Here is a 14670-nt window from a genome sequence, read left to right on the forward strand (position 1 = left end):
GCATGACGATCTGGCGCGCCACTGGGCGCCGACCGCCGCCGACGCGCAGACGGCGCAGGCGGCGCAGGCCGCCTTGCCCGCGCCGCAGGTGCTGCCGGGCGCGAAGGCGCTGCTGTCGCAGGTCCAGATCCACGGCATGACCGTCGGCCGACAGGCGCTCAGCCGCCAGGGCGACGAGGTGCTGATCGACTACGCCTTCAGCGAGCGCGGCCGCGGCGACCAGCTCCGCGCGAAGTGGACGCTTGACTCGCGCGGCCTGCCGCTGCGCTACGAGGCCGAAGGCAACGACTACTGGAAAGTGCCGCTCACCGAGCGCTTCGACCGCGCCGACGGCAAGGCGTCCTGGAAGAACCGCGTGGAGCAGGGTAGCGCCGCGTGGCCGGAGGCGGGTGCGTTCTACCTGCCCGCCAACGCGCCGCCGGAGTTCACCGGCGTGCTGGCCCGCGCGCTGCTGAAGGCGCCGGGGCAACGCCTGGCCCTGCTCCCGGCGGGTGAGGCGACGCTGACGAAGGGCCCGACGATCGTGGCGGGCGGTCGGCGACTGACGCTGCACCAGATCTCGGGGATCGATTTCACGCCGGTGGCGGTGTGGCTGGACGAGCGCCAGCAGACCGCCGCCGTGGTCGACGACTGGTTCGAGGTGCTGGAAGCGCGCGACCTGCCGGCGCTGGCGCGCCTGACGGCCGCGCAGCGCGACGCGGACAAGCGCTGGTCCGCGGACCTGGCGAAGCGGCTGACGCACGTGCCGCAGGGCGACCTGCTGATCCGCCATGCGCGGCTGTTCGAGCCGCGCGACCTCGTGGCGCGTGAGGACATGCGGGTGCTGGTGCGCGGCGGCTTCATCGTGCGCGTCGAGCCCGACGACGGCTCGCCCGCGCCGGCCGGCACCGAGGTCATCGAGGCGGCGGGCCGTTTCCTGATGCCTGGGCTGTGGGACGTGCACCAGCACTTCTCCGGCACGGACGGCGTCTTCGACCTGATCGCCGGCGTATCCAGCGCGCGCGACATGGCCAACGACAACCTGCCGCTGATCGAGCGCGTGAAACGCTTCGACGCGGGCACTGAACTCGGCCCGCGCGTGGTGAAGGCGGGCATCGTCGAAGGCGTGGGCCCGCTGGCCGGTCCGACCGACGTGCGGGTCGAGACGGTCGAGCAGGCACGCAAGGTGGTCGACTGGTACGCCGATCGAGGCTACGAGCAGATCAAGATCTATTCATCCTTCAAGCCGGAGCTGGTGCGCCCCATCGCGGACATGGCGCATGCGCGCGGCCTGCGCGTCAGCGGCCACGTGCCGGCGTTCATGCGGGCGGGGCAGTTCATCGATGCGGGCGCGGATGAGATCCAGCACCTGAACTTCATCGTGCTGAACTTCTTCCCCGAAGTCGCGGACACGCGCGGCAAGGACCGCTACACGGTGATGGCGGAGAAGCTGCTGCAGCTGGACCTGGACAGCGCGCCGGTGACGGGTTTCATCGCGGAACTGCGGCGCCGGCACACGGTGCTCGATCCGACGGTGGCGATCCTGGAGGGCTTGTACTCGGGCGCGCCGGGCGAGCCGCCCGCGGCGCTGAAAGGCATGGTCGAGCGCTTCCCGCCGATCGTGCGGCGGCGGCTGCTGTCCGGCGCGGTGGCGGTGCCGCCGGGCAAGGAGGAGGCGTACCGGCAGGCATTGCCGCGGCTGCTGCAGCTGATCAAGCGGCTGCACGACGGCGGCGTGACGCTGATGCCGGGCACGGATGCTTTCGCGGGCTACACGCTGCACCGCGAGCTGGAGCTCTACGTGCGCGCCGGCATCCCCAACGCCGAGGTGCTGCGCCTGGCGACGCTGACGCCGGCGCAGGTGCTCGGCGTGGCCGGCCAGCGCGGCGAGATCGCCGCGGGCAAACAGGCCGACATGGTGCTGCTGGACGGCGATCCGCTGAAGGACATCGCCGCGCTGCGGCAGGTCGTGAAGACGATCAAGGCCGGCCGGGTGTTCGATCCGGTGCAGCTGGAGGCGGCGATGGGGATGGCGATCGGAATGGCGAGATGAAGGGGCCGCGACGGCCCCGCACCGCGACGCGTTCCGCCACCGCGCCTGACTGCGCCTGACTGCGCCTTACTCTGCCGGCCGGAAGACCAGGGCCATCGGGATCGGTGAGGCGCCGAGGTTGTAGTGATCCGAGGTGACAATCAGCACGTAGCGCTCGTCGCCCACGGCGTAGCCCGCGGGACAGACACGATTCACCGATTTCGGGCCGGTGTCGTTGATCTGGCCGCCGATGAGCTGGCAGGGGCCCTCGACGTGGCGCGTCATCACACCCGCGTCGATGGTGCCCGTCGCGGCATCCAGCTTGAAGCCGGCCGGCAGCGGATAGGTGGGCGCCTCGAGCCGGACCTTCAGGCCGCTCAGGCAGGCCTGCGTCATGCCACGCGGCTGCAGGGTCCAGGTCGTGGGCTGGTTCAGCCGATACGTCAGCGCGTCGCTGGCGTAGGTATTGGTGACGCGGATGCTGGGGGTGTAGACCACATCCGGCCGCTCGCCGGTGATCTTGCAATCGTCGCCGCCACCGCCGCAGGCGTTGAGCAGGCCAGCGACGGCCAGCGCCGCCAGAACGGCCATCACACCGCGTCCCCAGGACTTCGAAATCCGCACCATCCCCATCACCATTACCCGCTCCCCGACATGTCGTGTTTGTTGCTGAAGGGGCGGGATGCTAAAGGGGGCGCGTGTGGCTTCCGCGCGAAAGCGTCCCCCGCGTCGGGGGGAAGGGCCGTGAAGCGCTGTGATGGATGCCGCAGTGGCATCGCTACCACTGGATGCGCCTCCGATCGAGGGCCGCGCGGACGCGTCGCGCTCGGCCTCGATCGGTCTTGAAGCGCTTAGAAGCCCTTCATGTCGTAGCGCACGCCGATCCAGGCCTGACGGCCCAGGCCCTGGTACGAGTAGACCGGCTCCACGTCGCGGTCGGCGGCGTTGAGGACCTTGGCCTCCAGGCGCCATTGCGGCAGGAAGCGCCAGGTCGCGCGCAGGTCCAGCAGCGCGTAGCCGCCCAGGTTGCCTGCCGTGTCCAGGCGCTTGCCGATGTCGGTCACCGTCGCGCCGGCGCTCCACGCGCCGGCGTCGTAGTCGACGGAGACGCTTTCCTGATGCGCCGCGCGACGGATCAGGCGCGCGCCGGTCTCGTCGTTCTTCGCATCGAGGAAGTCGACGTTGGCGGCGAAGTTCCAGTTGCCCAGGCGGTGCGCGCCGGTCAGCGTCGCGCCCTTCAGCGTGGCCTTGCCGACGTTGGCGGCGCAGCCGAAGGCGAAGTCGTCGCTCGCCGGGCACAGCGTCGCATCGGGCGTGTACACGATCAGGTCCTTGACCTTGTTGCGATAGACCGTCGCCGACGCGCTGCTCGCGCCCGAGCGCCAGTTCAGTCCCAGTTCCGCGCTGCGGCCTTTCTCAGGACGGATGTCGTGATGGCCGTAGAAGGGGAAGTCGGTGTCGTTGAAGGTCGGCGCGCGGAAGGTCTTGCCGGCCAGTGCGCGGACCTTCAGCGTCGAGCTCAGCGCGTAGCTGCCGCCCAGGCTGCCCGTCGTGTTGTTGCCGTAGAGCGAGTTGTCGTCCCGGCGCAGGTTGGCTTCGAGCGCCGCCGGGCCGAACAGGCCGCTGTAGCCGGCGATGTAGGCGTTGTTGGTGCGCTTGAGCGTGCCGTCGGTGACGCCGTCGGCCTTCTCCTCGAGGCGCTCGTAGGCGAGCACCACCTGCTGGTCCGGCGCGATGCGCAGCGCGTTCTGCCAGGTGGCCTGATCGCGCGTGGTCTTGAAGCGGCCGGCGTCGGCCAGGCCGGTGACGGAGTCGTCGGTGCCGTGCGCCACCTGCAGCGTCGTGGTCCAGATCGGCGAGAGCGTGCCGCGGTAGTCGACCGCGACTTCGCGCGTCTTGAGCCGGTTGCGATAGTCGCCGGACGGGTCGGCCGGCGGGCCGAACTCGTAAGCGTCGTACTGCGCGTTGAGACGGCTCTGCGTCGCGCTGACGCCGATGCGATGGCCTTCGGCGGGCGTGAATCCCAGACGCGCGGTCGCGACCGTGCGGTGGTAGCCGTCGTCGTCCGGGTTGTAGGAGGGGCTGCCGCGATCGCCGCGCACGGCGGTCGTGCCGTCGCTGGTCTCGCGGCTGATGCTGGCGGCGTAATCGAAACCGGCCTGCGACCCGCTGACGCCGAAGTCGCCCTGGCGCGAGCTGTAGTCGCCGACGGCCAGGCCGCCGGTGACGTTCAGCGCGCCCTGGCCCTTCTTCGTGACGATCTGGATCACACCGCCGACCGCGTCCGCGCCGTACAGGCCGGAGGCGGGACCGCGCAGCACTTCGATGCGCTCGATGCTGGCCAGACTCATCGATTCGAAGGCCGCCTGGCCCAGCGTCGCGGAGCCCACGCGCACGCCGTCGATCATGACCACGGTCGAGCTCGTGTTGGCGCCGCGCAGGAAGTAGCCCGTGGTCTGGCCGGGGCCGCCGTTGGAGGCCAGTTGCACGCCGGCGTAGCGGCGCAGCACGTCGGCCACGCTGCCAGCACCGCTGTTGCGCAGCGTGTCGGCGTCGATCAGGACCACGTCGGCCACGCTCTTGCTGAGCGGCTGCGCCTCGCGCGTGCCGATGACGATGACGGGATCGAGGGAGGACTGCGCGAAGGCGATCGACGGCGCGATGGACAGGGCGGGCAGGGCGACCAGCGCGGTCGCGGAAGCACGGGCGACGGCGCGCAGCGTGGCGCGGGGAGTGGAGACTTGCATGTCGGAATCGGATGAACAGCGGCAGACGGCCGCTTCCCCGCGGCCGCATGCGGAATGGACGCACCATCCTCCTGGAAGGACGGCGACGATCCGCCTGTTGGCCGGTATCCGGGCTGTCGGAAGAATGAACCCGTGTTGCCTTCCCGGACGACCGTCCAGTGGTTCTCAGACACGAGCCGCGCGCTTTCCAGCTTTCAGAAGAAGCGCGCCTTCCGCTTACCGTTGCGGGGGCAGCTCAGGTTGGGACCGCAGTCCCTCCTGATTCCCGTTGAACTGCGCCGGCAGGGAGCCGGGCGCGAGCACCAACGGGCGGGATCATAACGGGAGGACCCTTGACGTCGTGTCGCCTGGCGCGGGCACTCCACGGTGCATGGGGCATCCCTCCGGGAACCCCAAGCACCATTCCGGCCCCAGCAGCACCCGCTGCCCTCGGGCCTTGGGCATGCGGGTGGACTGCGGGCCTTGGGGCTTACATGAACAGGTGTTCGCCGGCGTTCTCGCCGCCGAGGACCACGTAGTTCACCTTGCGCAGATCGCCGAGGGCTCGGCCACCAGCGTAGGAGATGGAGCTCTGCAGGTCCTCCTCCATCTCGCGCAGCGTGTCGGCCAGGTGGCCCTTCACCGGCTCGAGGATGCGCTTGCCCTCCACGTGCTTGTACTCGCCCTTGTTGAAGTCGGACGCGGAGCCGTAGTACTCCTTGTAGCGCTTGCCGTCGACCTCGACGGTGTTGCCCGGCGACTCCTCATGACCCGCGAAGAGCGAGCCGATCATCACCATCGAGGCGCCGAAGCGCACGCTCTTGGCGATGTCGCCGTGATGGCGGATGCCGCCGTCGGCAATGATGGGCTTGGTGGCGACACGGGCGCACCACTTCAAGGCCGAGAGCTGCCAGCCGCCGGTGCCGAAACCGGTCTTCAGCCGCGTGATGCAGACCTTGCCCGGGCCGATGCCGACCTTGGTCGCGTCGGCGCCCCAGTTCTCGAGGTCGATGACGCCTTCGGGCGTGCCGACGTTGCCGGCGATGACGAAGGTGTCGGGCAGCTTGTGCTTGATGTGGGCGATCATGCGCTGCACGGCGTCGGCGTGACCGTGGGCGATGTCGATGGTGATGTAGTCGGCGCCGACGCCTTCAGCGGCGAGGCGGTCGATGATGGCGTAGTCCGCCTCCTTGACGCCGGCGCTGATGGAGACCAGCAGGCCCTTGTCGCGCATGGTGCGGGCGAAGGCGACGGCGTCGAGGTCGAAGCGGTGCATCACGTAGAAGTAGCCGTTGGCGGCCAGCCATTCCGTGATGGACTCGTCGACGACCGTCTTCATGTTCGCGGGCACCGCCGGCAGCTTGAAGCGGCGGGGGCCGAACTCGACGGAGGTGTCGCACTCGCTGCGGCTGTTGACGCGGCACTTGCGTGGCAGCAGCAGGATGTTGTCGTAGTCGAAGATTTCCATGGTCCAAAGTCGCAAAGTCGGGCTGCGTTGATGCAGTGCACGCCCTGGGCTGCGAGCGCTTGACTTGGGACCCGGCCAAAAAAATACCGGGTCCCAAAATTTGGGCCCGGTGACCCATTCTACGCGTGCTCCCGGGACTCGCCGCCGCGCTGCGGTGCAGCATGCATCGATCAGGGGCTTTTGGGCGCAGTTCGCTAAACTTCGCCCCCTTGGCCCTGCAACGGGCGACATCAGAAGACAAGCCACATGCATTCCGTCGTCATCAGCGGCACCGGTCTCTACCAGCCCCCGCACGTCATCACCAACGCCGAGCTGGTGGACTCGTTCAACCGCTACGTGGACCTGCAGAACGCGGAGCACGCCGAGGCGATCGCCGCCGGCACGCGCGAGGCGCTGGTGCACTCCAACGTGGAGTTCATCGAGAAGGCTTCTGGCATCAAGCAGCGCTACGTGATCGAGAAGGAGGGCGTGCTGGACCCGACGCGCATGTACCCGCGCTTCGAGGAACGGGCCGACGACCAGCTGTCGCTGATGGCGGAGATCGCGGTCGACGCGTCGCGCAAGGCGCTGGCGGCTGCGGGCAAGAAGCCCGAAGACGTGGACGCGGTGTTCTGCTCGGCAGCGAACATGCAGCGCGCGTATCCGGCGATGGCGGTGGAGATCCAGCAGGCGCTGGGCGCGGGCGGTTACGGCTTCGACATGAACGTGGCGTGCTCGTCGGCGACCTTCGCGCTGGAGCAGGCGTACAACGCGGTGCGCTCGGGCGCGTCGAAGTGCGTGCTGATCGTGAATCCGGAGATCACCTCCGCGCATCTGGAATGGAAGGACCGCGACTGCCACTTCATCTTCGGCGACGTGTGCACGGCCATCGTCGTCGAGCGCGCCGATCTGGCGACCGCGCCGGAGCAGTGGGAGATCCTGGGCACGAAGCTGGCGACGCAGTTCTCCAACAACATCCGCAACAACTTCGGCTTCATGAACAAGGCCGAGGACAGCGATCCCGACGGTCGGGACAAGACCTTCCGCCAGGAAGGCCGCAAGGTCTTCAAGGAAGTGGTGCCCATCGCCGCGGCGCACATCGAGCACCATCTGGCGTCGCTGCACATCCAGCCGAACGATGTCAGCCGCTACTGGCTGCACCAGGCCAACCTGGGCATGAACCAGCTGGTGATCAAGAAGCTGGTCGGCGGCGAAGCCGGCGCGGAGATCGCGCCGCTGATCCTGGACACCTATGCCAACACGGCCTCGGCCGGCTCGGTGATCGCGTTCCACGAGCACCGCGCCAACCTCAGGCAGGGCGACCTGGGCGTGATCTGCTCGTTCGGCGCCGGGTACTCGGTGGGCAGCGTGATCGTCAAGAAGCGCTGATCGCCACGCCGGCCCTTGGGCCGGCCCGGGCGACTCCCGAGGAACGGGAGCGCTCAGGAACGATTTTCAACAGGGAGGGAATATGTCCATTGCCGTCGAATCCGACAGCTCGTCATCGCGTGGTTGGAGCGGGCCGCATCCGAGCGGCCGTGTCGCTGGCGCGCACAAGGTCGTGGGAGTGCTCTATCTGATCCTGGCGTTGATGTTCACGCTGGGGCTGGTGTTCGGGCGCCAAGGCGTGCTGGATGTCGGCATGGCCGTGGGGACTGTCGCCATCTTTGCTTTCGGGATGAGCCATCTCTTGCTGTCCCGCGCGGCGATGCGCACCCGGACATGGGCGCGAGGGCCTAGCATCCTGGTCGCGCTGCCGCTGCTGTTCGCCTTCCCGATCGGCACCTTCTTCGCCGTCGTGATCATCATCAACTCGGCGAAAAGCTGGGATTGAGCGACGGGGGGGCGCGCAGGCGCTAGTCGATGGATGCGCTGCGCTGCTATCGCCTCGGTGCACGGTACCTGGACCTGAAGGCCGCTTACCGGGCAATCCAAAGAACGGCTAACCGCTCCATATCGTCAAGCGGCAAAGATTGCCGCTTGAACCCATCGCACGCAGGCTGCGGCGATTGCGACGAGCACGAAGACAACGGGTAGGCCAATGAGGATGCGGAAACCGCTTGACCGATTGGCGAAGAAGCGCGATCCAAGAACGCCATTGCCAATCCACTCGACAAACAGCCAGACCGGCAGGCCGAGCGCCGCAAGCACGGCCCAACCGAGCACGGAATGTGGCACCGCCGGAAAGTACAGATACAGCAATCCGCACAGCAGGACTGCTGCGAGGCCGATCCATGAGACTGCTTCTCGAAGGGTCATCGGGTGACTCTATCAAGACTCATGGCGCTGATCAGACCAGCAGCGGTGTCAGTTCCGGATCGCCCTTCGCCATGGCAGCTCGATACGCTGGCCGTTCGCCGATGCGCTCGAGATAGGCTCGGATGTTTGGATACGGCGTCAGATCAATCGGCAGGAACAGCCGCATCGTCGTGAGCGAGAAGATGCTCATGATGTCCGCCGCACTGAAGTCGTCGCCGGCGAAGTAGGGCGCCTGACCGAGTCGTTCCTCCACGAGCGCCAGCACCTTGTCGAGGCGCTCCTGCGTCGCCGTCAGGACCGGATGGTCGGCCGGCAAGGCGCGTCCCAGCGTCATCCGTCGCAGCATCACCGGCTGCAGATTGCCGTTGGCGAAGTGGAACCAGTACAGGAACGGCGCGAAGTCCGGGTGTCCGGGGCCAGGTTTCAACCGGCCGCCGCCGTGGACGGCGATGAGGTACTCGACGATCGCGGCGGATTCCGCCAGCAGCAGGTCGCCGTCCTCGATCAGCGGCGCGGCGCCGAGCGGATGCAGCGCCTTGAGCTCCGGCGGCGAGAGCCGCGTCACCGCGTCGCGGGTGTAGCGCTTGAGCGCATAGGGAATGCCGAGCTCCTCGCAGAGCCACAGGATGCGTTCCGATTGGGAATGGCCGAGGTGGTGGATGGTGTTCATGACGGGTCGATGAGGGGGGGGGCGTCAGTCCGTGCGCTCGTGGCCACGGACGACGGTGGGCGCGAAGCCGAAGCGTTCGAGGAATCGGATGGCGAAGCGGGACGGGGAGTCGTAACCGACGGCGTTCGCGATCCGGGAGACGGGGTGGGTCGTCGCCTGCAGCAGGGTCAGCGCGGAAGCCATGCGGGCGTCAACGATCAACGCGGTCATCGACGCACCTTCGGCGGCGAGCCGGCGCCGCAGCGTCGCTTCGGACATCGCCAGCGCCTGTGCCACGCGCGCGGCGGTCCAGTCGTGGTCGAGCCGTCCAGCGATCAGCGCGCGGACCTGGACGGACACGTTCATCTCGGCCGGTGCGGACCGGAGCACGAGTCCGTCCTCCAGCAACCACTGCATCACCTCCAGCACGCGCAGGCGTGCGACCGCGTCGGGCAGCGCGGGGTCTGAGGCCAGGGCTTGCCGGCCTCGCTCGAAGGCATCGGCCAGATCCGTCCGTACCCGGGCCAGCAACCGCACCGGGGCGAGTGGGGAATCGACGGACGCGATCCGTGCCGCTGTCGCTCGATAGAAGGCGTCCTCCAGCAACGCGTTGTCGAGCACCAGCCAACGCGCTTCGTAGTGCTCGCCCTCGGCGACGTCGTTGGTGAAATCGACGGTCTGTTGTCCTCTCAACAGCAGCATCTGCCCGGGACGGCCGCGGACGCTCGCCCCGCGGGCCGGCCTGACGGTCTTGATACCCCGGTCGACGAGGATCAGCGCGGGCTGGTCGACCCGCATGCGCAGGATCTGCAGGCCGCGGCCTTGCAGCACGTGCGCCGCGACGCCGACACCGGCGCGGCTGTGGAGCTCGCGGGCCAGCGCGGACCCGTCGGGGGCGTGATGCGTGCTCGGCTTCAAATCGATTCCTTGTGATGGGACGAATCGATCCTAGCGGGCGCGCCTCTCGCCGGCGGTGCTGCGGCGATCAGGTTTGGTGCCGATCCGATCAAGCGCGAGCGTCGGGCGACCCGCGCGGGCCGGCACGTGCATCAGCACGTGAATCAGTCGGGGCCATCAGGCTGCTTCGTCGCCCAGCAGCGCCGCCATGCGCTCTCGCAGGCCCGCATCGGGCTCGTCACTATGGGCTTGCGTCAACTGCGCGAGCGCTTCCGGTGGCCACGCAGGCCGTCCCCAGCCCTGCAGGGCGCGCACGGCCATGTTGCGGTTGCGGGTAACCGGGCTGCGCAGTCCGGCGGCGATGAAGGCCGCCCCCTTGCCCGGAGAATGGCCGAGCTCCTGAAGGACCGAATCAAGCGCCGAGTGCTGCGCGAACGCCGGCCCCAAGCCAAGCTCTTCGCCGGGGCCCGTCGCGATCGCGGCCAGGTCGATCTGGGCGAGTGCCAGTGCCAGCGCGCGGTCGATGCGGTCCGGGTCGGTGCTGCGCATCAGCCAGAACCATTGCGGGCCCTTGCCCAGGCGCTGCCGTTCCAGGCGCGTGTCCCAGATGTCCAGGCCCAGGTGTTCCGCTACCGAGGCCGCGGTCCAGAAGGTCTCGCCGTCTTCCGCGGCGAGCGACGCCGTCGTCAGTTCCCGCCACCGCGGCGCGGCGAGGATCTCCGCGGCCTTCGCGCCGATCGCGGCGCGGCGCTCGGGGAGCCAGCCTTGAGCCGCGAGGTCCTCGCGCGCCTCATCCGCCTTATCCACGCCATCGACGAAGCCAGCGATGGCGGAGACCGCGAGGTAGATCGTCAGCGGCGGTGAGGCGCGGCCGGCGACGTGGAAGAGGAAACGCTCGACGGCCTCGACGCCGTCGTCGTAGGCCCCAATGTCTGCCACGGGGCCGCCGGCGATCAGCGCCTGCAGGATCTCTCCCGCGCCGTGGAGCAAGGCGTCGTCGACCGTGTCCGCCTGCAAGGCCTCCAGCAGGTCCCCGCCATTGGCGCAGGGGTGGGCGAGGTACTCGACCATGATCGAGTTCTTGTAGCCCTCGCGCAGCAGCCAGGCCTTGAGGTCCGCGCGGCCGGTCCTGGACAGCCGCTCGACGAGATGGATGCGTCCCCAGCCGTCCACACTGCGCGCGAGCGTCCAGAGGGCCTCCTCCGCCTCGTCCGTCGGCAAGGAGTTGCTCAGCGCGACGGCGACGTACAGGGTGAATTCGTCATGCAGGCCGAGCCGCATCAGCGCGACGGTGTCCTGTTGAGGCTGGATCAGCCCCAGCAGGGCGATACCGATCTTCACCGGCGACCGGTCCGGCGCTTCGCACATGAGCCAGCGCGCGAACAGACGCACGGCGTCGGCATCGAGGCTGTCGGACTGTTGCACCGCCTCCAGCAACGGGTCGACCAGGCTCAGCACGCGGTCGTCGTTGACGAGGTCGTAGAAGTCCTTGACGTGCTCGGGCGAGCGGGTCGTCGAGGCCGACGCCAAGGCATGGAGCGCCTGCTCGGAGGAGATGGCGTCGGACTGGCTGGTGTGATGCCCGAACACGCCGTCGAGCGCGCCCGGCGCCCAGCGCATCGCCGAGCCGCTGCGGCTGGCGATCAGCGCTTCATCGGGGAGCGTGAGGGCTGCTTCGGGCAGCCGGCCGCCGGGCTCGAGCGCGAAGTCGGCCAGATGGCCATGGATGCCGGGACGGTCCAGGTCCCACGGCGCTGGAAAGCCGTTCACCAGGGCCGGTGCCGGCAAGGAAGGCCGGCGTGCCAGCAGTTGCTTCAACCATTGCATCGTGCGTTTCTCTCCGGGGTCAGTCCGTCGTTCCAAGGTTCAGCGCTTCGGCGCACAGGTCTTCCAGCGACGCCTGGATCACCTGGTCCACGTCGGCTGGCTCATCGCGCGGACGCCTTCTTCGCGGGCGGTGCCGGATCGTCGTCCTCGATCGTGTAGTCGAAAGTGCGTTCGATGATGGTGGGAACTGCCCGATCGCCATAGGTCGCCGGGGCGTAGGTCGAGCGGCGCATCGCCGAGATCGAGGTCCCATGGAACGCCGGCGGCGCCTCCGAGTCGACGATGAAATCGGAGGCCGAGCCGTCGGCATTGACGATGTAGGTCAGCTTGACCTTCCACCGGCCGACATGGTTCATGTGGACGGCGATGATCGACGGCTGGACGTCGCGGACGATCCTGAAAGGCTTGTACGGTTGGCCGGCCAAGGCCTCCGCATCGAGCAGCGCATCGGTGCGCAACGGATAGAGCGCGCGGATCATCGCGTTGTGGTCAGCGATCTGGCCCTGGGGCACCGTGCTGGGAATCGGCGGCGCCATGACGGTCGTCATCGCGGTCAGCGGATTGCCCTTTGCGGCCGATGCGGGGCGATCACGCATGGCGCCCGGTGCCGCGAATTCGAAGACTGCCGTCTCGACGCGCGGCATCGGGAAGTTCGTGCAGCTGTACTGCAGCAAGGCCTCTTTCACGGCCTGCAGCAGCTCCGGTCGTCCGGCGACGAAGTCGACCTGTTCAGCCTGGCCGCCGACGATTCGCGCATTCACCGTGATCGAGCCGTATATGCGATTGCCGGCGGCATCGGTCGCGATCACCGGACGGTAAACCCGATCGCACTTCAGCGGCGGCATCACGCGCGCGGGCGCCGTGTCTGCGTGTGACGGGCCCGCGGCAATCGCCGTCAACAGACCCGCCAGAACCGAACCCGACAGACTCGCGACGCCTGCCCGCCGATGCAGGCCGCCCTCCAGCCGGCTCGCATGCATTTCTTGTGCAGCTTTCATGTGCACTTCCTCCTCTTCAAGACGCGCGGAGCATACAAGCGGTGTAGCGCGATCAAGCGCGCCTGCGGCGCCATGCGGCGAGTACGAGCGCGATGCCAACTGCCGCGGCTAACGCCGGCAGGCAAACCCACACCAGTTCCGACTGCAGCACCTCCAGGCCGCGGCCGCTCAACACGCGCTTCAGACTGAGCGGCGACACCTCGATCACCTGCGCGGAGAAGAAGACGCGCTCTTCCGAGAACGGCCACCACAGCGCGACGCCATGGCCGCCGTCGGTGAGCATGTCCAGCAGGCCGTGGGAGAGCCCGGACAGGGCGACGAAGGCGAAGGCCCACCATCGCGGCGCCCGGAGCGTCTTCGCAGACACGAGCGCGATGAGCCCCATCAGCAGCGCGAATGCCAGCGAATGCGACGCGCCTCGATGCCCGAACGCATCTGCATAGGGAATGCCGACGCGGAAGGCGATGACGTCGAGGTCCGGGATCACGGCGGCGGCGATGCCGGCCGCCATCAGGCGGTTGGAGACGAGCGGCTTGCCGAGCCCGAGCCGCGCGGCAACGGGGATGACGGCGTGGGTGAGGATGGTGGGCATGTCAGGGGCGCAAGGCTCCGCTCATCTGTAGATCGCTTCGAGCTGTCGCCCGACCAGCGTGGTCTGCGACATCTGCAGCAGGCGGCTGACCTCTTCGGCCAGTGCCTCCTTCTCCGCGGGGAGTAGCGTCACTGTCGGCGCGCTCTCCGCTCGCCGCAGCAGTTGATCGACCCGCATCGCCGTCGGCGGGTGGCTCGCATCCGTCCGCCAGGATTCCGATCGGGACGCCGCCCGATGGCTGTCGAGTTCGGCCTCGCTGACGGCTGCGGCGGCGTTTCGCACCGCCGGTTCGATCGCGTCGTGCGGCGTGGTCAGCGCATGCACGCGCACGGCGGCGTCGACGACCTCATGCAGATAGGTCTTCTCCAGGACGCCCTGCATGGCCGCTGTGCCGGCGACCGAAGCCGCCAGCAGGTCGGCCAGATACTCGGCGCGCTGCGACTCGCGCATGATCAGCCAGAGCATGCCGCGAGCCGCCGCGAACAGCAGCTCGGAGACGGCGAGCATGGCCAGCTCGAAGGGCAGGCCCACCAGCGAGACGATCGGTCCGCCGGCCGTGCCGTTCCCGAGCTGGCCGATGGCGAGCGGGCGCGCGGCCGTCGCCCAGGCCGCCAGCGTGTCGACCGCATGGCCGAGGAACTGGCCGCGCAACGGATCCCCGTTCACGCCATGGGCGAGCTCGTGCGCGATCAGGGCCACCTGCTCGGCGGGCGTCAGGATCGCCATCAGCGGGCTGCCGATCTCGACATGGTGCTCCCGCCGCCAGCCGGCGACGCGGTAGTTCGCAGTGAAGTCCGCCGAGACGCCGATGCCGTCGGGAGGACGTGCGCCGAGTGCGGCAGCGATGCGATCGCTCAACGCATGGAGCGCGGGGAAGCGCTCGCGCGGCAGCGGGCGATCAGGCGCCTGCACCAGGCGGGGACGGGCCGCGATGCACAACAGGAGGAGCACCACGCCGACCAGCGGAATGAAGAGGTTGGACCAGGCACCGGCCAGCAGCACGATGCCCGCCAACCCCGCGCCGAGTCCGGCACCGTGCACCAGCAGGGCCAGCAGGTAGGCCAGCGCGAGACGCCCGGACAGACGTGCGCGAACGCGTCGGGTCGCGATCAGATCTTCCCGGGCGACTTCTTCCAGCAGGTCCTTGGACAGGCGCTCGCCCAACTGCCGACGGAGGGTTTCCCAACGCCCGATGGCCGCCGGAGACGACGGTTCGATGGCCGCGGCCATGCCTCACTCCCTGGATCGTTTTATTGGATGCGGA

General features: G+C 68.6%; 13 protein-coding genes and 1 riboswitch. Of the genes, 3 read left to right on the forward strand and 10 right to left on the reverse strand.

Translation table 11 applies throughout. The annotated features are described in order from the left end of the window. Window positions 1-2032, forward strand: a 2032-nt coding sequence (locus VF536_RS09165; RefSeq protein ID WP_331614531.1) for an amidohydrolase family protein, incomplete at its 5' end; no start/stop codon positions are given. 66 nt (window positions 2033-2098) lie between these two features. On the opposite strand, the gene VF536_RS09170 is transcribed toward VF536_RS09165, so the two are convergent. The 3 genes from VF536_RS09170 to VF536_RS09180 all read right to left on the reverse strand — a co-directional run bounded on the left by VF536_RS09170 (window position 2099) and on the right by VF536_RS09180 (window position 6205). Further along, a complete protein-coding gene (locus VF536_RS09170; protein ID WP_331614532.1) occupies window positions 2099-2602 on the reverse strand; it encodes a hypothetical protein in 504 nt (167 codons plus the stop codon). Window positions 2603-2862: 260 nt separating this feature from the next. Beyond that, entirely contained in the window at window positions 2863-4758 is a 1896-nt protein-coding gene (locus tag VF536_RS09175) for a TonB-dependent receptor domain-containing protein (protein WP_331614533.1), read from the reverse strand. An 82-nt stretch (window positions 4759-4840) separates the two neighbouring features. After that, window positions 4841-5080: riboswitch (cobalamin riboswitch) on the reverse strand. Window positions 5081-5227: 147 nt separating this feature from the next. After that, entirely contained in the window at window positions 5228-6205 is a 978-nt protein-coding gene (locus VF536_RS09180; protein ID WP_331614534.1) for a GMP reductase, read from the reverse strand. 246 nt (window positions 6206-6451) lie between these two features. On the opposite strand from VF536_RS09180, the gene VF536_RS09185 reads away from it, so the two are divergent. Together VF536_RS09185 and VF536_RS09190 are read left to right on the forward strand one after the other, a co-directional pair. Continuing rightward, window positions 6452-7573 carry a beta-ketoacyl-ACP synthase III gene (locus VF536_RS09185; protein WP_331614535.1) on the forward strand — a complete coding sequence of 374 codons (1122 nt, stop codon included), beginning with the start codon at window positions 6452-6454 and terminating at the stop codon, window positions 7571-7573. 82 nt (window positions 7574-7655) lie between these two features. After that, window positions 7656-8018, forward strand: a complete 363-nt coding sequence (locus tag VF536_RS09190; protein WP_331614536.1) for a hypothetical protein — start codon at window positions 7656-7658, stop codon at window positions 8016-8018. A gap of 125 nt (window positions 8019-8143) precedes the next feature. Here VF536_RS09190 and VF536_RS09195 read toward each other — a convergent pair whose 3' ends face one another. The 7 genes from VF536_RS09195 to VF536_RS09225 form a co-directional block, all read right to left on the reverse strand. After that, window positions 8144-8443, reverse strand: a complete 300-nt coding sequence (locus VF536_RS09195) for a hypothetical protein (protein WP_331614537.1) — start codon at window positions 8441-8443, stop codon at window positions 8144-8146. A 31-nt stretch (window positions 8444-8474) separates the two neighbouring features. Next, entirely contained in the window at window positions 8475-9113 is a 639-nt protein-coding gene (locus VF536_RS09200; protein ID WP_331614538.1) for a glutathione S-transferase family protein, read from the reverse strand. A gap of 24 nt (window positions 9114-9137) precedes the next feature. Further along, entirely contained in the window at window positions 9138-10010 is an 873-nt protein-coding gene (locus VF536_RS09205; protein WP_331614539.1) for an AraC family transcriptional regulator, read from the reverse strand. 156 nt (window positions 10011-10166) lie between these two features. Continuing rightward, window positions 10167-11816 (reverse strand): hypothetical protein, encoded by a 1650-nt coding sequence (locus tag VF536_RS09210; RefSeq protein WP_331614541.1) that lies wholly within the window; start codon window positions 11814-11816, stop codon window positions 10167-10169. Between the two features lie 101 nt (window positions 11817-11917). After that, window positions 11918-12913: a hypothetical protein gene (locus VF536_RS09215; RefSeq protein WP_331614542.1), complete on the reverse strand. Its 996-nt coding sequence runs from the start codon at window positions 12911-12913 to the stop codon at window positions 11918-11920. Beyond that, window positions 12867-13406 carry a metal-dependent hydrolase gene (locus tag VF536_RS09220; RefSeq protein ID WP_331614543.1) on the reverse strand — a complete coding sequence of 180 codons (540 nt, stop codon included), beginning with the start codon at window positions 13404-13406 and terminating at the stop codon, window positions 12867-12869. Before VF536_RS09220 ends, VF536_RS09215 begins: the two co-directional genes overlap by 47 nt. 21 nt (window positions 13407-13427) lie before the next feature. Beyond that, the gene (locus VF536_RS09225) at window positions 13428-14636 is read right to left on the reverse strand and encodes a M48 family metallopeptidase (protein WP_331614544.1); all 1209 of its coding nucleotides are present in this window, start codon (window positions 14634-14636) and stop codon (window positions 13428-13430) included. Between the last annotated feature and the right edge of the window lie 34 nt (window positions 14637-14670).

The sequence above is a fragment of the Roseateles sp. genome (assembly GCF_036486225.1).
Lineage (GTDB): Bacteria > Pseudomonadota > Gammaproteobacteria > Burkholderiales > Burkholderiaceae_C > Roseateles.